Raw genomic sequence first — 21,798 nt, 5'->3', positions numbered from 1 at the left:
AGGGGTCCTCGCGATGACACATAAACCAGCCCGCCCGATCTCTCGCCGCCTGTTTTTGCGCTCCGCCTCGCTGATCGGCTGCTCGGCCGCCGCATGGCCCCTGCTCAGCCCCGTGACCTTTGCCTCTGCCCCCGGAGATGAGCGCCTTGTGGTCATCATTTTGCGCGGCGCGATGGACGGGCTGGATGTGGTGCGCCCGATCGGCGACCCCGATTACGCCACCTACCGCAAACCCAGCCTGACCGACGGCAAGACCGGCCCCGCGCTGAATGATTTTTATGCGCTCCACCCGGCGATGTCCGATTTGATGCCGCTGTGGACCGCGGGCGAGCTAGGCTTTGCCCATGCCGTCGCCACGCCCTATCGCGACAAGCGCAGCCATTTTGACGGGCAGGACATTCTTGAGGCGGGCACGGGGCTGGATGTGCTTGAACCGCAGGTGCGCGATGGCTGGCTCAACCGGATGCTGCAAGCGGTGCCTGATCTGAAATCTGACACCGCCTATGCGGTCGGGCGCGATGAGATGAAGGTGATCGAGGGGCCCGCCCCGTCGATGAGCTGGGCCCCCAAAACACGGCTTCGCATCAGCGATCAAAGCCAGCGCCTGCTCGAGCGCGTTTATGAAGAGGACCCGCTGTTTCACGCAGCCGCCCAAGAGGCGCTGGAGATTTCCGCGCGTCTGGAGGCCGAAAAAACGGCTGAAAAGAACGGCATGGCACGCCTTCCCAAGATCAAGGGACAGGGCGCTGAATTGGCAGCCTTTGCCGCGGCCCGGCTGCGCGAAGACACACGGATCGCCACCTTCTCGATTGGCGGCTGGGACACCCATCGCAACCAGCGCAATGTGCTGGCCGGGCGGCTGAGCGATCTGTCGGGCGCGATCCTTGCGCTGAAATCCGGGCTGGGCCGCGATTGGAGCAAGACGACGGTTCTGGCCATGACCGAGTTCGGCCGTACCGCTCGCGAAAACGGCACCGCTGGCTCCGATCACGGCACCGGGGGCGCGCTGATTATGGCGGGCGGCGCCATTCGCGGCGGGCAGGTTTATGGCAAATGGCCCGGTCTGGCCGATCACGCCCTGTTCGAACAGCGCGACCTGATGCCCACCGCCGACGTGCGCGCCTATGCCGCTTGGGCGATGCGCGGCATGTTCGGCTTTGAGAAAAGCTTGCTGGAAACCACCGTCTTCCCGCGTCTGGATATGGGGGACGATCCTAGGATCATCGCGTGAGGGGGGCAAAGCTGCGGGATTGGCGCGAGATCTTCTGGGGTTGGTTTGCGGACAAAACAAACCTAAATCCTAAACGACCCATCAGCCTTCAAATGACATGTGTGCTCTACTTAGTGTTTGAATGAGCCCCTCGAAGAAACCTGTTGAGGTGACGTGTATTAGACCTTCAGGTTCAGCGATGTCGCCTTCATCAAAGAAGAAGTCACCCGGTTGCTTTATTGTAAATGGCAAATTGGGTGTCTTGAGCAGTTCCTCGTAACTTGAACCCTGCCCGTGTTTCAGCACGTTCACCGCCAAGTAATATTACCAGACATCGTTCGCGAGTTCAGTCTGACCGACTTTGGTTAGGTGTGCCTTCAACTGCTTGAAGAACGGACCCCTTGGGAACTGGGGCTGCAGCCGCGCCTCAAAGAGAGAAAAGACACCGACGGCAGCAACTTCAATCTGAACAGTCGCCATTCGTAGGCCATTCACAAAAACTGTTTGCCCGCCTTGTTCGTCCATTAGCTTGTGTAATTTTGAAACGTCCTCGTAGAATTTTCGTGCTGTTACTTCAGCCGCTGAGAGTAGTAACGGCACACCATCTATTGCTCCCATCGAGTATCTCCTAGACCGTACGGTTTCATGAGAATGAGCCAGCACTAAGAGTGTCAGTAAGAGTGTAGAACCTCAAACAGGGCTCCAAGCCGACTATCGCCACGACCGGGACGCGCCCGCTCGCGCGTCCCGGTTTTGTGCCCCAGCGGGTCGCCCCCAAAAATCACACCCCGCTGTCGATCGGTTCAAACGCCTCGGCGCGGGCGCGTTGCCAGCGGTTGAGATAGCCAAAGCGGTCATCGTCCTCGCGCAGCAAGAAGCCCTCGGGCATGTAGGGATAGACCTCGTCGCCAACCTTGAAATCGCGGTCGGTGACGCGCACCAGCAGGTGGTGGGGCAGGAATTGCCCCGGATGGGTCAGTCCCGCCGCCCCGGTCATCTCGCTGAGCGCCTTCATCGTGTTGCGGTGGAAATTGGCCACGCGGGTCGCCTTGTCGGGCACCACCAAGGCACGCTGGCGGATCTTGTCTTGCGTGGTCACGCCGGTCGGGCAGCGGTTGGTGTGACACGATTGCGCCTGAATACAGCCCACCGCGAACATGAAACCGCGCGCCGAATTGGCCCAATCCGCCCCAATCGCCAGCGTCTTGGCGATGTGAAAGGCGGTGACCAGCTTGCCGCTTGCGCCGATCTTGATCTTGTCGCGCAGCCCCGCCCCGCGCAGGGTGTTGTGCACAAACACCAAACCCTCAACCAGCGGGAAGCCCATATGGTTGGCAAATTCCAAAGGCGCGGCCCCGGTGCCACCCTCTTTACCATCCACAACAATGAAATCGGGCGTGATGCCGGTTTCCAGCATCGCCTTGACGATACACATGAATTCGCGCCGATGGCCAACGCACAGCTTGAAGCCAATCGGCTTGCCGCCCGACAATTCACGCAGTTTGGCGATGAAATGCATCATCTCGATGGGCGTATCAAAGGCGGAATGCGATGCGGGTGACACACAATCCACCCCCATCGGAATATCGCGGGCTTCGGCTATTTCGGGCGTGATCTTGGCGGCGGGCAGCATGCCGCCATGGCCGGGTTTGGCACCTTGTGACAGCTTGATCTCGATCATCTTGACCTGCGGATCCCCCGCGCGCATCGCAAATTTCTCGGGGTTGAAACTGCCATCATGGTTGCGACAGCCGAAATAGCCCGAGCCCAGCTCGTAGATCAGATCGCCGCCACCCTCGCGGTGATAGCGCGAAATGCCGCCCTCGCCCGTGTCATGGGCAAAACCGCCCGCCTTGGCACCCCGGTTGAGCGCCATGATCGCATTGGCCGACAGCGCCCCGAAACTCATCGCCGAGATGTTGTAAATCGAGGCGTTATAGGGCTGCTTGCAATCGGGACCGCCAATTTCGACGCGGAAATCGCTATTCTCGATATGGCGCGGTTTGACCGAATGGGTGATCCACTGATAGCCCGATTCCGAGACCCGCATCCTTGTGCCAAAGGGCTTGGCGTCTTCGATATCCTTGGCGCGCTGATACACGATCGTGCGGGTGGCGCGCGAAAACGGCACCTCATCATCATCGCTCTCGATCAGATATTGCCGGATCTCGGGGCGAATTTCTTCGAACAAAAAGCGCAGATGGCCCAAAATCGGGTAGTTGCGCGTAATCGCATGGCGTGTCTGGATGATGTCATTCACCCCCACCAACGACAAAAAGCCAAAGATCACTGCGGCAATCAAAAACCAATCTGTCAGAATAAGTCCCGAAAGTGCGCCCAATGTCAGCAAGATACAAATGGCGAGCGGCGAAAAGCGAATAAAGCGGGTATACATGCCCCCTCCTCGGGGTTGATGACGTTTCGTCTTGGCAGCCACTTTAGCGCGCAAGGCCCCAGAGTCGAGGCGCAACGCCCCGCCCCATGACGCCGCGAAAAGACCCACATTTGGGCCTCCAACAAGGGGGCAAAGCCGCCAAAACCACCAAATGCGCAATTGCACACATGCCCAGCGTTCTCTCTTGGCAAGATCGTTGCGTATGATCCGCGAATTGCACCCCAATAGCGCGCCGCGAAGCGGGATCACTTATACGCGAGAGCGCGCCTGTCTTAGCGCTGGCCTATCTTAGCGCTTCAATGTCGAAAGCGCTTGGAAGACAGCACCTTGCGCGGTGTCTTCAAAATGGGCGCGGATGTGAAACACATCGGCCAAAAGCGCGCGACTGAGCACTGTGGCAGGGGGGCCATCGGCCACCAGACGCCCGCGATCCATCACCCAAACGCGGGTGCAATGGCGCGCGGCCAGTCCCAGATCATGCAGTGAACACAGTACCGCCCCGCCCGCGTCGGCATGCGCACGAAACACCTCCATCGTCTCGATCTGGGCGGCCGGATCAAGACCCGCGATGGGCTCATCGGCGAGGATCAGCGGGCTTTGCTGGGCCAGAGCGCGCGCAATCAGCACCCGCGCCTGCTCTCCGCCCGAAAGCTGCGTGGCGATGCGCACGCGATAATTCTCAAGACCCATCCGAGCCAGCGCCGCTGCGACCGCCTCTGCCCCCTGCGCCCCGTGATCGCGCCCGTGCGGCAAACGCCCCAGCGCCACCAGTTCGGCCACCGACAGCCCCCAAGCGATCTCGCGCGCTTGGGGCAACCACGCGGCTGCGCGCGCCCGAGCCATCGGATCAAGTCGCGCCAGAGAGCTGTCGCCTTGATGCGCAATCAGCCCAAGTGCTGCGCGCATCAGCGTCGTCTTGCCCGCCCCGTTTGGCCCGATCAAACCGATCAGCTCTCCGGGACCAATGCTGGCGCTCACGGCATCAACCACCGGGCATTGCCCGCGCAACGCCGTGAGGTTTTCAAGCTGTAGCATCATGTTTCCCGCCCCATCTTGCGGATCATCGCAAGGAAGAACGGCGCCCCCACGATCGCGGTCAGCACGCCCAGTTTCAGGTCACGCTCGGGTGCGATCACGCGCGTCGCGATATCGGCGGCCAGCAGCATCGCCGCCCCCCCAAGCGCCGAGGCAGGTAGCAGCCGCGAGGGTCGCGCGCCCAGCGAATGACGCAGCAGATGGGGCACGACCAGCCCAACAAAACCGACCGCCCCTGCAACAGCTGTCGCCGCCCCCACCATCAGCGCGCTGCCAAACACAATCTGCAAACGCAGCCGTTTCAGCGACACGCCCATCGAGGCCGCCGCATCCTCGCCAAGGCTCAACGCATCCAGCCCCGGCCCCGTCGCGAGCAAAATCACCGCCCCCAAAATCAGGAACGGGGTCGCCAAGACCACATGGGTCATCGCGCGATCCGCCAGCGAACCCATCAGCCAAAACACGATCTCGGCTGCGGCATAGGGCGATGGCGCAAGGTTCAACACGAGCGCCGTCGCTGCCCCCGCCAAGGCCGACACTGCAATCCCCGCAAGGATCAGCACCAAGGCGCGCCCCTCACGCCCGGCCAGTGCCAGTATCAACGCAACCGCCACGCCCGCGCCCGCAAGGGCCGCAAAGGGCAGCGCCAGCGCGAAAGCAGCATAAAGCCCGGTTTGAATGGCAATCACCGCACCAAGCGCCGCCCCCGCCGAGGTGCCAATCAGCCCCGGCTCGGCCAGCGGGTTGCGCAAGAACCCCTGCATCGCGGCCCCCGACAGCCCCAGCGCCGCCCCCACACCCACGCCCAACAGCGCGCGCGGCAGGCGCAATTCGCGCATCACCAGACCCGGCGCGCCCTCGCCTGTAAACAGCGCGCGCAGCCCCTCCAGCGGACCGATCCCGGACGGACCGATCAGCAACGAGGCCAAAAACAGCCCCGCAACCGCCAGCGATAACCAGATGAGGATCGCGCGATAACTCATTGCGAAACCTTGCTTTGTTCGATTTTACGCCCCAGCGCCGCCAGATCGGCCACCGCCCCCAACATCGCAGGCGCTCCACAGGTCCAGCGGGCATCACGCAACCCGCGCTGCGTAGGTAAATCGCGCAACACCGGATGATCAAGCACCGATTGCGCCCGGCTGGTGCCCATGCTGCCTTGCGAGCCGCCGACAATCACCAGATCGGGATGATCCATCACCAGATCCTCCAGCGGCAACCGTCCACCGAAATCAAGCCCCGGCCCGCTGACCACATTGTCAAACCCCGCCAGTGCCAGAATTTGCCCCTCCAACGTGCGCGGCCCATAGCCATAGCCCGAAGGCCCGATCACCGCCGCGCGCAACCCCTTAGCCGGGCGCTTGATCGCGGCCAAACGCGCATCGAAATCCGCCAACATCTTGGCCGCACGTTTGGGGTGGCCCAGCAACGCGCCCATCTTGGTGATGCGGTCGCGAATTTCGGGCAATGAGGTCGAGGGCGGCAATTGCTCCACGCGAATGCCCAGCGTCTTGAGCATCCGGATCGTGTCAGGGTTCGACCATGTGTCAGCCAGCACCAAATCGGGGCGCAGGATCGAGATTTCTTCGGCACGGCCATAGTTTAGAGGGTAATCCTCAGCCTGTTTCCAATGCACCGACATGCCCGGATCGGTCGCGAAATGGCTGAGCGAAACGATCTGCCCCGGATCAGCCAGCGCCAACGCCAGCTGATCGGTGCACAGGTTCATTGAGACCACACGCATGGGCAGATCAGCAGGTTGCGCCCAAGCGGGAACCGCCACCCAAAGGGCGGCGGTCACCAGGGCACGCCAAGCGGCCCTGCGAGGATCAAAACGTCGCACGCACCCCAACATAGGCAGCGCGATCCGACGTGCCAAAACCCGGCCACAACTCGTATTGCGCGTTGAACAGGTTCTCGATGCGCAGATAGGCCTGTTTGCCATCCCCGAAATCGTAGCTGATCTGCGCATTGGCCACCGCGTAATCCGGCAGGCTCTGGCGATCTGTGACAAAACGCAGATCCGCACCTGCCGTGAAGGTGTCACTCAGCTTCGCGCTTAGCCCCGCAGTCAGCGTGTTGCGCCCAAAGGATGTGTTCCATGTCGAGCCCGCCGATAGGCCCGCCGGGTTTTTCCAGTCCAGATAGGTATAGCCGATCTGGTAGTCGATCTTGGCATTGATCGCCCCTTTCAGACCCAGCTCCAGACCTTGGCGCGTGGCTTTGCCTGAAGTCTGGTAATAGCTGCCCGCCGCGTAGTCGATCAGGTTGTCGACTTCGATCCGAAACAGCGTGGCGGTCAGGGTTTGCTTGCCGAATTTGCGCTCCAGCCCCAGATCATAGCTCATCGATTTTTCCGGCTTGAGGCTGGTGGAGCCGCCATAGCCAAACATCTCATAGCCAGAGGGCGCGCGGAAACCGTTCCCGACAGAGCCACGCACCAGCGTGTCCGCACTGGCCTGCCAGGTCACACCCAACCGCCCGGTGTTGAACCCGCCAAATTGCGAATGCGTATCATGGCGCGCAGAGGCAACGACGCTGACATTCTTGATCGGGTCAACCGCATATTCTGCAAACACCCCGGTATCCGAGGTCAGCACCTGCCCCGTGACATAGGTGCCGGTGTAGGATTCAAGCTTGCGATCGGCCCCGATTGTCAATCGGCCCGCCCCCAGATCGGTCGCGGCTTTCCAGTCAATCTTGCGACGCTTGCCGCTATAGCCGTAGTCATAGATCGGATAATAGCGCGAGGTGGTGTAATAGGTCAGCCCGATCTCGTGATCGAACCGCCCCATAGTGAATTGCGCGAACATGCGCGCGCCGCGTTCCTTGTGCAGCGTGAATTCATTGTCATCGACGGGCGGCGTGGAAAAGCCGTCATCGAACTCGCCCCGGTCGTTTTGCGCAAACCCGGTGATCCCGACGAGCAAGTTCTCACTGAGGCGCTTTTGCGCACGCAGGCTAAGCCGGTTGGCACGGTAACCGTCTTTTTCAGTGTTGCCGTTTGCCGCATCCGCCGCCGAATATCCGGCCGTGTAGATCTTGGACACCTGCACCGCCAATTCATCATCGCCCTGTTTCCAGCCAAAACTATAGGCGGCATTGGCCGTTTGATAAGACCCCAGCTCCAAAGCGACGCGCTGGCTGATCCCGTCCTTGGTCGGGCGCGGCGTTTCAAGATTGATCACGCCTGCCACTGCCTGCCCGCCATAGACCGCCGATTGCGAGCCGCGCAGGATCTCGACCCGGTCATAGTTCAAGCTGTTGAAGCGACCGAGATCGGGCAGGACTTGCGGTGCCGAGGGGTCGGACACATCGATCCCATCCACCAGCACCTTGACGTAGTTTTGCGACACACCGCGGATCGAAAACCCGGTCTGTGCACCCATCGGGCCGCGCGCCAGAATGCCCACGCCCGGCGTCTGTGCAATCAGATCAGCCAGTCGGGTTTCGCCGGCGCGCTCCATTTCAGCCTTGGAAATCACGGTGACCGATTGCCCGGTCTTATCGCTCGAGCGCGGCTCAAGCGCGCCGTAATAGATCACGATCTCATCAAGGGCGAAGGGTTGATTGTCTTGCGCCCATGCCGGGCTGACAAGGGCGGTTCCAAGCAGAAGAGTTGCGGTGAAACGGGTGTAAGTCATATCCAAATCCTTCGGAACGCAGCGCGTGGCTTACGTGAAGTTTACAGTGCAAGTCTTTGGAAATATGAGATCTCCGCCGACGGTGAAACTGTCACCACAAGCGGAATACCGCCTCTCCCGCGCGCCCCGCACGGGTCGAAAGGATGAGCGCCTCGGCAGGTCTCCTGGCTTGCGGGTCGTCGCTCGGGCTGGCCTTCCCGGATCATAGACCCAGTGGCTCAGTCAGCCGTCACTCACCGCTCACAGTTGCGGGGGCAGCCCCGGAATGAACGCAAGCTGCGCCGCACCGGGTTCCCTTTTCATCCGCTTGCGCGGAACCGAAGTGCTGTCGAAATGCCGCGCCCAGCGCCACGTGTCAAGAAAAATTCATCACTTGTGAGGCGTACCAAGGCGGCGGTTGAACCGGATCGAGGACATCAGCGCCAGCCCGATCAACCCCGCCCCCACCAGCCCGGTGATTACCTCGGGGACATGCATCAAGGTCTGAAAAAACATTACCAGCGACAAGATCAGGATCGACCAGAACGCACCATGTTCGAGATAGCGGAACTCTGAGAGGGTGTTGCGCTCGACCAGCATCAGCGTCATCGAGCGCACATACATCGCCCCCACACCCAGCCCGATCGCGATCAGGAACAGGTTTTGGGTCAATGCAAAGGCCCCGATCACGCCGTCAAAACTGAACGAGGCATCCAGCACTTCGAGATAAAGAAACCCACCAAGCCCAGCGCGCGCCGTTTCCGCGGCAAGGCTCGCACGATCCAGCACCTGCCCCAGCACCTCCACGGCCAGAAAGGTGGCCAGACCTGCCACTGAAGCGAACAGGAAATCCCCCTCGCGCCCATCGGGCAGCCAAAGGGTGAAGCCCAAGATCACCAGCAGCACAAAGCCAATCTCAAGCCCACGCACCGAGGCACAGGCGCGCATCCGACATTCGAGCGTGTGAATCCAATGCACATCTTTGCCCTCATCGATGAAATAGTTCAGCGCGACCATCATCAGGAACGATCCGCCAAACCCGGCAATCGACAGATGCGCGCCGTCAATGATGCGCGCATATTCGGCGGGCTGTTGCGCCGCCAGTTGGATCGCCTGCCAGGGCCCGATACCTGCCGCGATCACAACCACTAATAGCGGGAACAGAACGCGCATTCCAAAGACCGCAATCACGATCCCCCAAGTGAGAAAGCGCTTTTGCCAGATCGGGCTCATCGTCTTGAGTTTGTTGGCGTTCACGATGGCATTGTCAAAGCTGAGCGAGATTTCCAGCACCGCAAGCACCGCCGCGATCAGCAAGAACGAGAACGCACCGCCCCAAGTGCCCTCGTGATGATAGCCCAGCGCAAAAGCGCCGATCAGCGCCACGATTGTGACCACGAAGGCCCATGTGAAATATCGCAACGCGGTCGTCATGCTGGCTCCTGCTGGCGTGACCGCGAGATAAGAAGCCCCCGGCATCCGCGCAAGGTGTCACGTCGCGGGAGTTCGCTGCTGTGGCACGATTGTCCTTACGCCGCTACAGCCCCGCCTCGTCCAGCCAGCCTTTGATGCGCGCGGCATTCACGCCCAGATCAAAGGCGCCAAAAACCAGATGCCCACTGATCGTCAGCGTACCACTACCGGCCTGCGTATCTTTGCCGACATAAAGATTGGTGATGTCAGGAAAGCCCCACAGCGCCGAGCGGGTCACATAGCTGATATGGCCCGTGGCGACCGACCCGTTGAGCACCCGCGTGCGCGCACTGGCCCGGATGATCTTGTCAAGCGCGACCATTTGCGCCTTGGGGTCAGACACATCGCGCACCGCCACGATCCCGCCCTTGGACGGATAATCGCCCGCCGCTTGCGGGGCCGTTTGACGGTGAAAACGATCACTGGGCAAAGGTGCAAGGCGCACATAGGCATCCCCCAGCACCACAAGCACCGCGATCAGCGCCAGGATGATCTGCAACACTCTCATCGGCCCTCTTTGCGCAACCCCCAGCCCGCCAGTGCCATCAACTCGGTCGCGACATGCGCCCCCGCGATGGCCGTCGCTCCGGTCGGATCATAGGGGGGCGAGACCTCGACGACATCGCCGCCGATCATGTTGATCCCCTTGAGGCCGCGCAGCAGCGCCGCCGCCTGCCAACTTGCCAGACCGCCCCAAACCGGCGTGCCGGTGCCGGGAGCAAAGGCCGGATCAAGGCAGTCGATATCAAAGGTTACATAGGTCGGGCGATCCCCCACCACTTTGCGAATGTGCGCCAAACTGGCCTCGATCCCGTCTTGATGCACCGAGGGCGCATCGAGGATACTCACGCCCAGCGTATCGGGATTATCGGTGCGGATGCCCACCGAAACGGTCGTTTCCGGCGCCACCAAACCCAGTTTCAGCGCCTTGTACAAAAAGGTGCCGTGGTCGATCCGGCTCATATCATCATCCGCCCAAGTGTCGGAATGGGCATCGAACTGGATCAGGGCCACCGGGCCGTGCTGCGCCGCAATCGCGCGCAAGATCGGCAGGGTGATGAAGTGATCCCCCCCCAGCGTGATCGGCACAACCCCGGCGTTGATGATGCCCGCGAGATGCGCCTCGATCCGTGTCGGCACCTCGGGGACATTGGCATAATCAAACGCCATATCGCCGTAATCGACGATCGAAAGTTCACTCAGCGGGTCATAGCCCCAGCCATAAGGTGCATCGAAGGCTTGCAAGGTGCTTGCCTCGCGGATCGCGCGCGGGCCAAACCGTGTGCCGGGGCGATTGGTGACCGCCTGATCAAAGGGAATGCCCGTGACTGCAATCTGCGCCCCGCTCAGATCTTTGCTGTAGCGGCGACGCAGGAAACTCGTCGCCCCGCCAAAGGCATTCTCGAAACTCAGGCCGCGCAGTTCAGCACGCGTAAAAGCCTGATCGATCTGTGTCTTCGCATCTTCCAGTGCCATGCTATCCCCCGGTTGTTGCTCTCAGATGTGGCGCGGCGCGTGCGCAACGTCAAGCGCACCGCGTTTTATACAGCGCCTCCCTGCCAAACCCCGCGATTGATCACATCCCACCCGATCATGATCTGAATCAAGCAGCTCGCGCTTTCGTAAGTTTAGTTAGAATGCCTGCGCACCAAAACCACAGCCAAGCCCTTCACGATGCTCACCGAGCAGAAATAAGGCTGGCGACAAGATCAAGCGGCGCGCGGGGGCAACCTGGCGCGCCGCCTTCTTTTGAGAAACACCACCACACCCATGCCGCTGGCAGCACGAAAAAGGGCGGGCCAAGACCCACCCTTTCACGAAGCAATCCAGTGAACCGGTTTATTCGGGTTCGCAAATCTCAGCGCGCAGAATGCCCAGAATGGTGCGCCAGACCAGCCCCACGATCAGCACCGTCAGCGCCACCAAAAACACCATCCCCAACCGCTCATGCGCAATGGAATGGGCGTATTCGCCATGCAGGAAGGTCGCGATGGTCAACGCGGCCAGCGGAAAGCTGAGCGCCCAGAAGCTCATGGCGAAAGGCAGGCGCAGGATGCGCGGGATCTGCACCGCCACAAGGGCAGCAAACACATAGGCCAGCGATAGCAGGATATGGGCGAACGGGTCGACCCCATGACCGATCACCGCGCCCGGCGTAACGGCCTCCCCCGTCAAACGCAGCCACGCGATAAAGGCTACGGCGGGCGGCGCGACCATAATCACCAGCGTCGGTTGCAACTTACCCGGCATCGGGTCGTGGAACACCAGCCGGTTGAACACCAGCGTCAGCAGGATCAGCCAAAAGATCATGCCTGCCGAAAAGAACAGCCAACTGATCTCGGTGAACCCCAGTTGCGCCCCCGCCACCGGAACAATTACATTGCCCACGGCAGGGATGAACCAAGCCGGATTTAACTGACCATGCAGGAAAGAGCGCGTACCAATCCAGTTGGTCACAACCGAGAGCGTCAATGTCCCTTGCAGCAGCGTGCCCACGATCCATAGCGTCAGCGCAAGCGCGTGCGACACGCTCATCGCGATGATCGCCAACAGCAGCAGCGACACCGCGATGGTCGGAAAGAATGCCAGCCGGATCGGGTGATGCCACTCGTCCTTGACGGCTTGGGGGTATTTCACCGCCTTGGCGAGGTAAAACGCAGCGATCAGCACAAAAACGACCGCTGTGAAGGCAAACATCCCCTGATAAGGCAGCGGCCCCAGCCCCATCGGCTTGGCCGCCGCGCGCAGAGCCAGCGTGAAACCGCCCAGCCCCATCGTGGTGGCAAAAAACGTGATCGGGAAATGTTCCAGCCGGTTATGGGCGCCGCTTGGCGCCATCTCAGTCGTGCTCATTTTGCGCCCTCCATATGGTCTGCGCTTTGGCGACCCTTGATCAAAGATTGAACAGTATAAACAAGGATCGCGCTTCCGATAGCCCCAGCGCCTGCGACACCAAGAAGCACGATCCAGTCAATCGCCCCCCCGATATCGACAAAGCCCGAATGGGTGGCCCATTACATCTGCGCCACCGCCGCGACCGCGCCAAAGGGCATGAACATCTACGCCAGCAGGAATTTGCGTGCAGCATCGCGTTTTAGGGTGACTTCAGGGTGACTTCCTGCATCAGCCACGACATCCACAGCTCTTCGAGCGGTGAGATCACACCGAGGAAGGGCAGAGTCAGACGGTTCTGATAGTCGAACTCGACCGCGTCGCAATCCAGTTTCAGCCCGGTGGCCACGACCCGAAAATCAGAGGCGACCGCGTCGCCGCCCTTGGTAGTGACACGCTGTGCCCCGGGGTCGATGGCGGCGGCGTAATCTTGCCCCCCATGTCACGCCCAAGGGCTGCCACCACCAGACGGTTAACCAGCCCCGTCCCCGCAGCCCCCGAGCCCACAATCACGATCTTTGCCTTGGTCTGCACCAAGACCTCGGGGCTGACATAATGGCGCATCTGTGATGTGTTATTTAGCGAGCGAGAACTGACACAAATCAAACAGGCCGGGCAAATTATCACGTATGAGTGAAGCGACCCAAGCCCCGGAGGCATAAATGCGGCTGACCACTCGAAGCAACCTCGCGATGCGTGTGCTGATGTTTTGCGCGGTAAATTCGGACCGGATCGTGCGCAAACACGAGATCGCCGTGGTCTGCAATGCCTCGGAAAATCATCTTGCACAGGTGGTGAACACGTTGGCCCAGACCGGGTTTATCCAGACCCATCGCGGACGCTCTGGCGGTTTGGAACTTGCGCGCGCACCTGAAAAAATCGGGGTGGGCGATGTGCTGCGCACCTTTGAGGGAATGCTGCCCTTCGCCGAATGTTTTGACGCCAAAACCAACACCTGCCCCCTCAGCGAGGCCTGTTTGCTGCGCGAAGCGCTGATCGAGGCGCTTGAGGCGTTCTACGGCGCTCTTGATCGCAAGACGCTGGCCGATCTGGTCACCGACAACGCCGCACTTGAGGCGATCTTGCATCTTGATCGCGGCGAAAGCATGCGAATCTGCAGCACACGCAACACGCTGGCCGCGACCCGTTAGGCGGGTTTTCTCCTGCGAGGCGCCGCGTCATAGTTTTGCCAATATTCTCAGCCCAGCCTGCCATTCGTGTCGGTTCTGTCACAGTTTCATGACGGCCGATCACGGGATTGCGCAGATAATTCAGTTTTTCTTGACCCCCCCTTTAACCTGACCAAGCCTGAGCCTAATTGTCGCACCACAAGCGGGACTCACCCCGCACAACGCGACTCATGATGAGGCAAGTGTCATGCAACAGCAATCGGGCGGCCAATCCGGTCAACAACAACAGGGCGCAACGCCCCGTCCCGGCCAGCAACAAGGCCAGACAGGCGGCGCGCAGCAGCAAGGCGGAACAGTCTTTAACGACTGGGCGTCGATCTAAGATCGCCTCGGCGACGCGCCCTCACTTGGGCGCTAGTCACCCCTCCTGACCGGCGCTATTTTTCGCAATCTTGCGCCGGTTTCTGGCTCGACTTGCGCACCCTCGCGCCCCACGCCACTCTGCCCCATCGCGATTGCGTGTAGGTGTTAGATGAGTGACGAAATCACCTCAATTTCCGGTCTCGGCCCTGCCAGCGCGCAGGGCTTTGCCCGCGCCGGGATCACCAGCGCGCAGCAGTTGCGCGCGCTTGGCGCCCATGAGGCCTATCGTGCTTGGCTGGCAGCGGGCAATGGCGCGCATTTCATCGGCTATTACGCGCTGCACATGGCGCTGCAAGGTCGGCCCTGGAATGATTGCCGGGGGGCGGAAAAAGCAAATCTGCGCAAATCCTTTGACGCGCTCTGCACCGAGGCCAAAGCCGCACCACCCCCAAAAGACAAGGGCCACACCCGATTGGATGCGGCCCTTGATGATATCGGTTTGCGCAAAAAGCGCTGATTAGCCGACGAGTTCGAGACCCGAGAAGAAGAACGAGATTTCCTGCGCCGCGGTGTCGGGAGCATCCGAGCCATGCACCGAGTTTTCGCCCACGGAGAGCGCGAATTCCTTGCGGATCGTGCCGTCAGCCGCGTCTGCGGGGTTGGTTGCGCCCATCACTTCGCGGTTTTTCAAGATCGCGCTTTCGCCCTCAAGCACCTGAACGACCACCGGCTCGGACGCCATGAATTCGCACAGCTCGCCATAGAAGGGGCGCTCTTTGTGGACTTCGTAGAACTGACCCGCCTGATCCATGGTCAGTTTGATGCGCTTTTGGGCGACGATACGCAGACCGGCTTCCTCGAACTTGGCGTTGATCTTGCCGGTGAGGTTGCGACGGGTTGCGTCGGGTTTGATGATGCTGAGCGTGCGTTCGATGGCCATTTGTGACCCTTTCATTGGTGGTTCGTGGCCAGTCTGTCCGGCCCTGAATATCTCGCGCCTGCTAGCATGCAGGGCGGGGCTTGAAAAGCCCTCACGCGCGTGTCGCGCCCCGATATGGCACAGCTTCGTTGCAACTTCATGAAGGCGCGCACGCCTTTTATGGGCAACATTTTCGCCACCATCGACGCAGCGCCGATTGACGCGCCCGCCTGCCTGCTGCAAGGGAGGGCGCATGTTGCGCATCACAGATATATCCTATTCGATCGAAGGCCGCCCGCTCTTTGCAGGTGCCTCTGCCACCATCCCCGAGGGCCATAAGGTCGGCCTTGTCGGGCCCAATGGCGCGGGGAAAACCACGCTGTTTCGCCTGATCCGGGGCGAGCTGACGCTGGATGGCGGGGAAATCACCCTGCCCTCGCGCGCCAAGGTTGGCGGTGTGGCACAGGAAGTGCCCTCGTCCTCGACCTCACTTTTGGACACGGTTCTTGCGGCGGATGAGGAACGCGCCAGCCTGCTGGCGGAATCCGAAACCGCCACCGACCCCCATCGCATCGCCGATATTCAGTCCCGCCTTGTCGATATCGACGCATGGTCGGGCGAGGCGCGCGCCAGCTCGATCCTGCGCGGTCTTGGCTTTGACAATGAGGCCCAAGCCCGCCCCTGTTCGGATTTCTCGGGCGGTTGGCGGATGCGCGTGGCGCTGGCGGGCGTGCTGTTTGCCCAGCCCGACTTGCTGCTGCTGGACGAACCGACCAACTATCTCGATCTTGAGGGCGCGCTGTGGCTGGAGCAATATCTGGCCCGCTACCCCCACACCGTGATCGTGATTTCCCACGACCGTGAGCTGCTTAACCGCGCGGTCGGCGCGATCCTGCATCTCGAAGAGCGCCAGTTGACGCTCTATCAAGGCGGCTATGACACCTTCGCGCGCACCCGTGCGCTGCGCCGCGAGGCCCAAGCCGCGCAGGCCAAGAAACAAGATACCCGGCGCGCCCATCTGCAAAGCTTTGTGGATCGCTTTCGCGCCAAGGCCAGCAAGGCCAAACAGGCTCAGGCCCGCGTGAAGATGCTCGAAAAGATGGTGCCGATCACCGCGCCCGAAGAGGCCGCGCAACAGGTGTTCAGCTTCCCCGAACCCGAACAGTTGAGCCCGCCGATTATCACGATGGAGGGCGCGGCTGTCGGCTATGGTGGCCCCGCGATCCTCAAGCGGCTGGATCTGCGCATCGACCAAGACGACCGCATCGCGCTGCTCGGGCGCAATGGCGAGGGGAAATCGACCCTGTCGAAGTTTCTCGCCGGTAAGCTTGAGGCGATGGAGGGCAAGATCACCCGCTCGTCTAAGCTGCGCATCGGTTATTTCGCCCAGCATCAGGTGGACGAATTGCACCTTGATGAAACACCGCTGCAGCATTTGCGCAGCCAGCGCCCCGACGAGGCGCAGGCCAAACTGCGCGCCCGGCTCGCTGGCTTTGGCCTGCGCGCCGATCAGGCGGAAACCGCTGTGGGCAAGCTCTCGGGCGGGCAGAAGGCGCGACTGTCGCTACTGCTGGCGACGCTCGATGCACCCCATCTGCTGATCCTCGACGAGCCGACCAACCACCTCGATATCGAAAGCCGCGAGGCGCTCGTTTCGGCGCTGACGGAATATTCCGGCGCGGTGATTTTGGTCAGCCACGACATGCACTTGCTTAGCTTGGTGGCCGATCGGCTGTGGCTGGTCAAAGATGGTGGCGTCGCACCTTATAACGGTGATCTCGACAGCTATCGCGCCGAATTGCTGGCCCCGGCTGCCCCGGCGGGCAAACAGAAACCGGCCAAGCAATCGCAAAAAACCGCGCCCGCTGCACCCGCTACGCAAAGCGCCCCAAAGCCTGCGCGCGATGAACGTCAAAACCTGAAAAAGGCGCTGCGCGAAAGCGAGGCGCGCGTGGCCAAGCTGACCGAGATGCTCGAAAAGCTTGATGCAATCATGGCCGATCCCAAGCTCTATTCCGCCGCCCGCGCCGCCGAGGCCGAACGTTGGTCGAAGAAACACGCCGAGCTGCGCACCGCCATGACCCGCGCCGAGGCGCTTTGGCTTGAAGCGCTGGAAAAATTCGAGACGGCTGAAAAGAGCTGATCGCGCGCAAGGGCGCTGGCCCCTATCGTTGCCCCGAAACGACGCCCGGCTCGCTCATGCGCCGGGCGTTTCCTTTTCTGCGTCAAATTTATTTCCGATAATTTCACTCAACTATTGACGAAAGCGTGATCGCCTTCTACCTCTGGCCGCGAACCGCGTGACAGGAGAGAGACATGAAAACGCCCCTATCCCTAACTTTGGCTGCCCTGATCGCCAGCCCTGCGCTGGCCGATGTGAACGTCTATTCGCATCGCCAACCCGAGCTGATCGCCCCCCTGTTTGACGCCTTCACCGCGCAGACCGGCATCAAAGTGAACACCGCATTCGTCGATAAAGGCATGCTCGAACGCCTGCGCGCCGAGGGTAAACGCAGCCCCGCCGATCTGGTGCTGACGGTCGATATCGCGCGCATAGAAGAGGTCGTGGCTGCGGGCGTGACCCAGCCCGTCGATGACCCCGGCTTGATCGCCGCGATCCCGGCCAATCTGCGCGATCCGGGCAACCAGTGGTTCGCGCTCAGCACGCGGGCGCGCATCGTCTATGCCTCGAAAGATCGCGTCGCGCCGGGCGAGGTGACCACCTATGAAGATCTCGCCGATCCGAAATGGAAGGGCCGCATCTGCACCCGTTCTTTCACCAGCGATTACAACGTGGCGCTCACCGCCGCCTATCTTGCCCATCACGGCGAGGCCGCGACCAAAACGTGGCTAGAGGGCCTCAAGGCCAATCTCGCCAAGCGCCCCGAGGGCAATGACCGCAGTCAGGTCAAATCGATCTGGGCGGGGCAATGCGATATCTCGCTGGGCAACACCTATTACATGGGCCAGATGCTGGCTGATCCCGAACAGCAGGAATGGGCCAATGCGGTGCGCCTTGAGTTCCCGGTCTTTGAGGGCGGGGGCACGCATGTCAACATTTCCGGTGTAGCGATGACCAAAGCCGCGCCAAACAAGGCTGAAGCGTTGAAGTTGATGGAATTTCTGGTCTCGGACGCGGCGCAGGAAATCTATGCCGAGACCAATCACGAGTTTCCGGTGAAACCGGGGGTGGCCCCTTCGAAACTGGTGGCAAGCTGGGGCGTGCTGAAGCCAGATACGCTATCTCTGGATAAGATCGCCGCGCTTCGCCCTGCCGCCCTCAAGCTGATCGATCAGGTCGATATCGACGGCTAAAGCGCGCTATTGCGCAGCGATTGCAAAATCCAGATCGGCGCCGATGCGCGTGCGCGCCATCGCGGCGATCTGGTCCATATCCTGCGCGTAACGTTTGCGCAGCTTGACGCTGTCGATCGCGTTGAACGCGGCCAACGGGGCGCCTTGAGGCTGGCGCGCGTGAAACGCCGCGAGACGTTGGATTTGATGGGGGTCCAGCGTGACATTGGCCCGGTGCAGGCGCTGCAACATCGCAATCGCGCTATCGGGACGATCCAACTGGGGCGGCGTGCGCGGGTCCAACCGCGCGCCCGGCACCAAAGCGGCCAAGGCTTCCTCGACCAAGACCGGAGCGGGCAGCACCACGATCTCTTGCGGCGCAAGCGCTGCGTGCAGATCAGCAATGACCTGCGCCCAGCCCCGCGGACGCTCCATCAGCCGCGCCACCGCGCCCTCAAAGGGTTTCAGCGCGCGCCCTGTCGCCATATGACGCCACATCATCGGGTAATACTGATCATAGGGCAGCGTCTGGATCACCACCCGGCCAATGGGCGCATCAAGACGCCGCGCGAAGCGCATCGCATTCTTGCCCGCCTGCTCGAAAAAGCTGAACAGCCCGCAGCTCACATCGCCAATCAACTTCGCATCCAGATGAATCTGGCCGTTGCGATGGGGCCCCAGCACGGCCTCGCCATAGCCTGCCTTGGCAAGCTGCGCCTGCCCGCTGGCCAAACTGCGCGCAACTTGCGCCCCAAGCGCCCCCGAGGCGGGCGACGCGATAAACAGGTGATGGTGCCGGCTCATGCTCTGCCTCCGGTTATTGCTGGCCTCAGAAATAGCGGCGCAATATGGCGAAAAGGCGCCCGATTGAGGAAGGTTTCGCGGCGGATGGACAACGCCCGCGCCCTGTCCCATCTTGGCACGACAGCGAGAGGGCAAACATGACGCGCAAGATCATCATCGACACCGATCCCGGCCAAGACGACGCGGTGGCGATTTTGCTGGCCTTGGCCAGCCCCGAGCTTGAAGTGCTCGGCATCACCTGCGTGGCGGGCAACGTGCCGCTGGCGCTGACGGCGCTGAATGCGCGCAAAGTGTGCGAACTGGCCGGGCGGCCCGATATGCGCGTCTTTGCAGGCTGTGATCGCCCGATGGCGCGCGCGCTGGTGACGGCGGAATATTTGCATGGCAAAAGCGGGCTGGACGGCATCGTTCTGCCCGAGCCCGAGATGGCATTGCAGGAGCAGCATGCCGTCGATTTCCTGATCGAGTCCTTACGCGAGTCCCCTGCGGGTACGATCACCCTCTGCCTGCTCGGCCCCCTGACCAACATCGCCACCGCGTTCGAACGCGCCCCCGATATTAAGGATCGCGTGGCCGAGATCGTGCTGATGGGGGGCGCCTATTTCGAGGTTGGCAACACCACGCCTGCGGCAGAATTCAACATTCATGTCGACCCACAAGCCGCTGAAATTGTGTTCAAATCAGGCGCTCAGATTGTGATTATGCCGCTGGATGTGACCCATAAGGCACTGACCTCGCGCGCGCGCATCGAGGCGTTTCGCGCGATGGGCACGCAGGTGGGTCACGCCGTTGCCAGCTGGACCGATTTCTTCGAGCGCTTCGATATGGCGAAATACGGCTCGCAGGGCGCGCCGCTGCATGACCCCTGCGTGATCGCCTATCTGCTGGCGCCCGATCTGTTCACCGGGCGCCATATCAATGTCGAGATCGAAACCCAGTCCGAGCTGACAATGGGCATGACCGTCGCCGATTGGTGGGGCGTCACCAATCGCGCGCCAAATGCGCTGTTCATGGGCGATATTGACGCGACCGGATTTTATACGCTCCTGAGTGAGCGCATTGCGCGGCTTTAAGGGCTGCGGGGGCCTAGTTTGACCGTTATTTACTTGGCTCATCGCGCAAGTTTGTATTGAAATCTCCTAGCTGTTCAGTCCCGGCATCTGGTGGATCGGGTTTAGGCTGAATCTGTTTGGCTCCGATGTCCAGATTTTGCAGATGTATTCGTATGGTGTGAGGCCGCTGAGGGTCTTGAGCCTGCGGGCGAAATTGTAAGCCGCCATGAAGTCGGCGAGGTGTGTTCGCAACTGATCGTGGTTGTCGTAATCGCATCGCTTGACTGTCGCTTCTTTGATCGCGCGGTTCCACTGCCCGGCAGTGGTTTGCCCTGGAAACCATGAGTATCCGTATTGATCAAGGATGGATTTTGGCCCATTTCCTGCGATCTCGCAGGAGTGAATTTGCCATGACCAAGAGCTTTCGCATGATTGCGGTTATCGCCAGTTTTTTGCACTTTCCTGTGATGCAACCAACTGATCATACTTGGCCTTCATGTCGGGGTTGAAGCGCGTTGCAGCCACCGGCGGCAAATATGAAGAGCGTCGCATTTCTGCGCGACCACCGCGAATGTGCTCTCTCCCCTACCACTTCCCCGATTGTCGTGACATTCATTGTCCGGCAGGGCATTGCGCAGCAATGGCCCGAGGGGGGGGCGAGGCCCGCCAGAGACACCGCCTGTTCGCCTGAGATATTCCCCAGCTCGGGCATTTCTGTGAGCATCGCGCAGGCAGATACCGTCGCAATTCCGGGAATGCTCGCAAGGATTTCGGCGCTCTTTAAAAGAGCAGAATCCTGCGCAATTACGCTTAGGATGGCCGCCTCGAGCTGCATGAGATCTCGTTCAATCTGTTTCAGGCGCATGTTGAATTGTGCTTTGAGCAAAAGGACGGCGGCTGTTTGCGCGCGTGCTTTTGCGGCTGTCCTATCTTTGATTAGAGCCTGCCGAGCTGTGGCCAAGTCTTTAAGATCATTTGCACTCTGCGATCGAGGCTTCTCTGCTTCAAGATCAAGAAGGGATCCCATTCGTGCCAAAAGGGCAGAAGCCGCTGCCTGACAGGTTATGCGAAGCATGCCCGAGAAGGAACCTTGTCCGTCTTTGCCAGCTGCCCGATACCCTCGGCAAAACGCCGGGCTTGTTTAGGATTAATGCGCGCAAAGGGCAAGCTGTGCGCCGCCAGTTACGCCTGAAGCTGCCGATCATAGACACCCGTCGCCTCAAAAACCGTCAACGCGGCCTTGGCTTTGCAGATCCAGCGAAGAAGTTGCTTTAGCCCAGCCTGATCGTTGCTAAAAACCTGGTGTTGCCTGCCAGACCGCCAATATGCATCCAGAGTTGCCTTCGAAACATCTATCCCAACGGTATCCTGCATTCCTTTCCCTATTACCTATTCTTGTCATACGGGCCTCGCGCCCAAGTACCCGTTGAGGCTGAAAGAAATGGCGGGGTGATCTTACTCACGGGCGGCCCAAAGCATGCGTAATTGGGGCTCTGTTGCACAAATCCGGTAGGGATTCATGTCGTGAATCCAGTGTGGTAGCTGATGGGCATGAGCAAACCGACAGCACCGACCTACAAGACAACGAATTGGACTGCCTATAATGAG

General features: G+C 60.8%; 21 protein-coding genes, 3 pseudogenes and 1 riboswitch. Of the genes and pseudogenes, 7 read left to right on the top strand and 17 right to left on the bottom strand.

Features of this window, described 5'->3' with window-relative positions; genetic code table 11:
* Positions 1 to 13 precede the first annotated feature (13 nt).
* Positions 14 to 1,231 (top strand): DUF1501 domain-containing protein, encoded by a 1,218-nt coding sequence (locus AB4874_RS13320; protein WP_368392344.1) that lies wholly within the window; start codon positions 14 to 16, stop codon positions 1,229 to 1,231.
* A gap of 303 nt (positions 1,232 to 1,534) precedes the next feature.
* Here the strand turns inward: AB4874_RS13320 and AB4874_RS13315 are convergent, their stop codons facing one another.
* The 13 genes and pseudogenes from AB4874_RS13315 to AB4874_RS13255 form a co-directional block, all read right to left on the bottom strand.
* On the bottom strand, positions 1,535 to 1,828 hold the full coding sequence (locus AB4874_RS13315; RefSeq protein WP_368392343.1) for a hypothetical protein: 294 nt from the start codon (positions 1,826 to 1,828) through the stop codon (positions 1,535 to 1,537).
* 163 nt (positions 1,829 to 1,991) lie between these two features.
* The gene (locus AB4874_RS13310; RefSeq protein WP_368392342.1) at positions 1,992 to 3,605 is read right to left on the bottom strand and encodes an FMN-binding glutamate synthase family protein; all 1,614 of its coding nucleotides are present in this window, start codon (positions 3,603 to 3,605) and stop codon (positions 1,992 to 1,994) included.
* Positions 3,606 to 3,893: 288 nt separating this feature from the next.
* A complete protein-coding gene (locus AB4874_RS13305; RefSeq protein ID WP_368392433.1) occupies positions 3,894 to 4,640 on the bottom strand; it encodes an ABC transporter ATP-binding protein in 747 nt (248 codons plus the stop codon).
* Positions 4,640 to 5,623, bottom strand: a complete 984-nt coding sequence (locus AB4874_RS13300) for a FecCD family ABC transporter permease (protein ID WP_368392341.1) — start codon at positions 5,621 to 5,623, stop codon at positions 4,640 to 4,642. Before AB4874_RS13300 ends, AB4874_RS13305 begins: the two co-directional genes overlap by 1 nt.
* On the bottom strand, positions 5,620 to 6,441 hold the full coding sequence (locus tag AB4874_RS13295) for an ABC transporter substrate-binding protein (RefSeq protein WP_368392340.1): 822 nt from the start codon (positions 6,439 to 6,441) through the stop codon (positions 5,620 to 5,622). Before AB4874_RS13295 ends, AB4874_RS13300 begins: the two co-directional genes overlap by 4 nt.
* A 28-nt stretch (positions 6,442 to 6,469) precedes the next feature.
* A complete protein-coding gene (locus AB4874_RS13290) occupies positions 6,470 to 8,284 on the bottom strand; it encodes a TonB-dependent receptor plug domain-containing protein (protein WP_368392339.1) in 1,815 nt (604 codons plus the stop codon).
* A gap of 137 nt (positions 8,285 to 8,421) precedes the next feature.
* A riboswitch (cobalamin riboswitch) is annotated at positions 8,422 to 8,621 on the bottom strand.
* 32 nt (positions 8,622 to 8,653) lie between these two features.
* Entirely contained in the window at positions 8,654 to 9,697 is a 1,044-nt protein-coding gene (locus AB4874_RS13285) for a DUF475 domain-containing protein (protein ID WP_368392338.1), read from the bottom strand.
* 103 nt (positions 9,698 to 9,800) lie between these two features.
* Positions 9,801 to 10,244: a DUF1499 domain-containing protein gene (locus tag AB4874_RS13280; protein ID WP_295532213.1), complete on the bottom strand. Its 444-nt coding sequence runs from the start codon at positions 10,242 to 10,244 to the stop codon at positions 9,801 to 9,803.
* Positions 10,241 to 11,212 (bottom strand): agmatinase, encoded by a 972-nt coding sequence (speB, locus tag AB4874_RS13275; RefSeq protein WP_368392337.1) that lies wholly within the window; start codon positions 11,210 to 11,212, stop codon positions 10,241 to 10,243. Before speB ends, AB4874_RS13280 begins: the two co-directional genes overlap by 4 nt.
* Before the next feature lie 363 nt (positions 11,213 to 11,575).
* Positions 11,576 to 12,589 carry an SLAC1 anion channel family protein gene (locus AB4874_RS13270; protein WP_368392336.1) on the bottom strand — a complete coding sequence of 338 codons (1,014 nt, stop codon included), beginning with the start codon at positions 12,587 to 12,589 and terminating at the stop codon, positions 11,576 to 11,578.
* Positions 12,586 to 12,735: pseudogene (locus tag AB4874_RS13265) on the bottom strand (DUF5368 family protein); the annotation flags it as partial. The pseudogene AB4874_RS13265 and the gene AB4874_RS13270, both read right to left, overlap by 4 nt.
* A 95-nt stretch (positions 12,736 to 12,830) precedes the next feature.
* Positions 12,831 to 12,977 (bottom strand): hypothetical protein, encoded by a 147-nt coding sequence (locus AB4874_RS13260; RefSeq protein ID WP_368392335.1) that lies wholly within the window; start codon positions 12,975 to 12,977, stop codon positions 12,831 to 12,833.
* Positions 12,962 to 13,192, bottom strand: coding sequence for a hypothetical protein (locus tag AB4874_RS13255; RefSeq protein WP_368392334.1), 231 nt, complete (start codon positions 13,190 to 13,192; stop codon positions 12,962 to 12,964). The genes AB4874_RS13260 and AB4874_RS13255 overlap by 16 nt, the downstream gene beginning before the upstream one ends.
* A gap of 98 nt (positions 13,193 to 13,290) precedes the next feature.
* Between AB4874_RS13255 and AB4874_RS13250 the strand changes: the two genes are divergently transcribed.
* The 3 genes from AB4874_RS13250 to AB4874_RS13240 all read left to right on the top strand — a co-directional run bounded on the left by AB4874_RS13250 (position 13,291) and on the right by AB4874_RS13240 (position 14,638).
* Entirely contained in the window at positions 13,291 to 13,779 is a 489-nt protein-coding gene (locus AB4874_RS13250) for an RrF2 family transcriptional regulator (RefSeq protein WP_295532203.1), read from the top strand.
* A 226-nt stretch (positions 13,780 to 14,005) separates the two neighbouring features.
* Positions 14,006 to 14,140, top strand: coding sequence for a hypothetical protein (locus AB4874_RS13245; RefSeq protein WP_368392333.1), 135 nt, complete (start codon positions 14,006 to 14,008; stop codon positions 14,138 to 14,140).
* 150 nt (positions 14,141 to 14,290) lie between these two features.
* Positions 14,291 to 14,638: a TfoX/Sxy family DNA transformation protein gene (locus AB4874_RS13240; protein WP_295532199.1), complete on the top strand. Its 348-nt coding sequence runs from the start codon at positions 14,291 to 14,293 to the stop codon at positions 14,636 to 14,638.
* On the opposite strand, the gene ndk is transcribed toward AB4874_RS13240, so the two are convergent.
* Complete coding sequence (ndk, locus tag AB4874_RS13235; protein ID WP_368392332.1) at positions 14,639 to 15,061, bottom strand: nucleoside-diphosphate kinase; 423 nt, start codon at positions 15,059 to 15,061, stop codon at positions 14,639 to 14,641.
* A 232-nt stretch (positions 15,062 to 15,293) separates the two neighbouring features.
* On the opposite strand from ndk, the gene AB4874_RS13230 reads away from it, so the two are divergent.
* Positions 15,294 to 17,183 (top strand): ABC-F family ATP-binding cassette domain-containing protein, encoded by a 1,890-nt coding sequence (locus AB4874_RS13230; protein ID WP_368392331.1) that lies wholly within the window; start codon positions 15,294 to 15,296, stop codon positions 17,181 to 17,183.
* A gap of 173 nt (positions 17,184 to 17,356) precedes the next feature.
* On the top strand, positions 17,357 to 18,355 hold the full coding sequence (locus AB4874_RS13225; protein WP_368392330.1) for a Fe(3+) ABC transporter substrate-binding protein: 999 nt from the start codon (positions 17,357 to 17,359) through the stop codon (positions 18,353 to 18,355).
* 6 nt (positions 18,356 to 18,361) lie between these two features.
* On the opposite strand, the gene AB4874_RS13220 is transcribed toward AB4874_RS13225, so the two are convergent.
* Positions 18,362 to 19,138, bottom strand: a complete 777-nt coding sequence (locus AB4874_RS13220; RefSeq protein ID WP_368392329.1) for a hypothetical protein — start codon at positions 19,136 to 19,138, stop codon at positions 18,362 to 18,364.
* Positions 19,139 to 19,275: 137 nt separating this feature from the next.
* Between AB4874_RS13220 and AB4874_RS13215 the strand changes: the two genes are divergently transcribed.
* On the top strand, positions 19,276 to 20,211 hold the full coding sequence (locus AB4874_RS13215; protein WP_368392328.1) for a nucleoside hydrolase: 936 nt from the start codon (positions 19,276 to 19,278) through the stop codon (positions 20,209 to 20,211).
* 66 nt (positions 20,212 to 20,277) lie between these two features.
* Here the strand turns inward: AB4874_RS13215 and AB4874_RS13210 are convergent.
* Positions 20,278 to 20,499, bottom strand: a pseudogene (locus AB4874_RS13210) (IS481 family transposase); the annotation flags it as partial.
* Positions 20,500 to 20,548: 49 nt separating this feature from the next.
* Positions 20,549 to 21,564, bottom strand: a pseudogene (locus AB4874_RS20080) (IS110 family transposase).
* Positions 21,565 to 21,798: the final 234 nt, after the last annotated feature.

Source organism: Thioclava arctica (assembly GCF_040892615.1).
GTDB lineage: Bacteria > Pseudomonadota > Alphaproteobacteria > Rhodobacterales > Rhodobacteraceae > Thioclava > Thioclava arctica.
The sequence above is the reverse complement of the archived record's forward strand: the minus strand, read 5'-3'. Positions and strand labels throughout refer to the sequence as shown.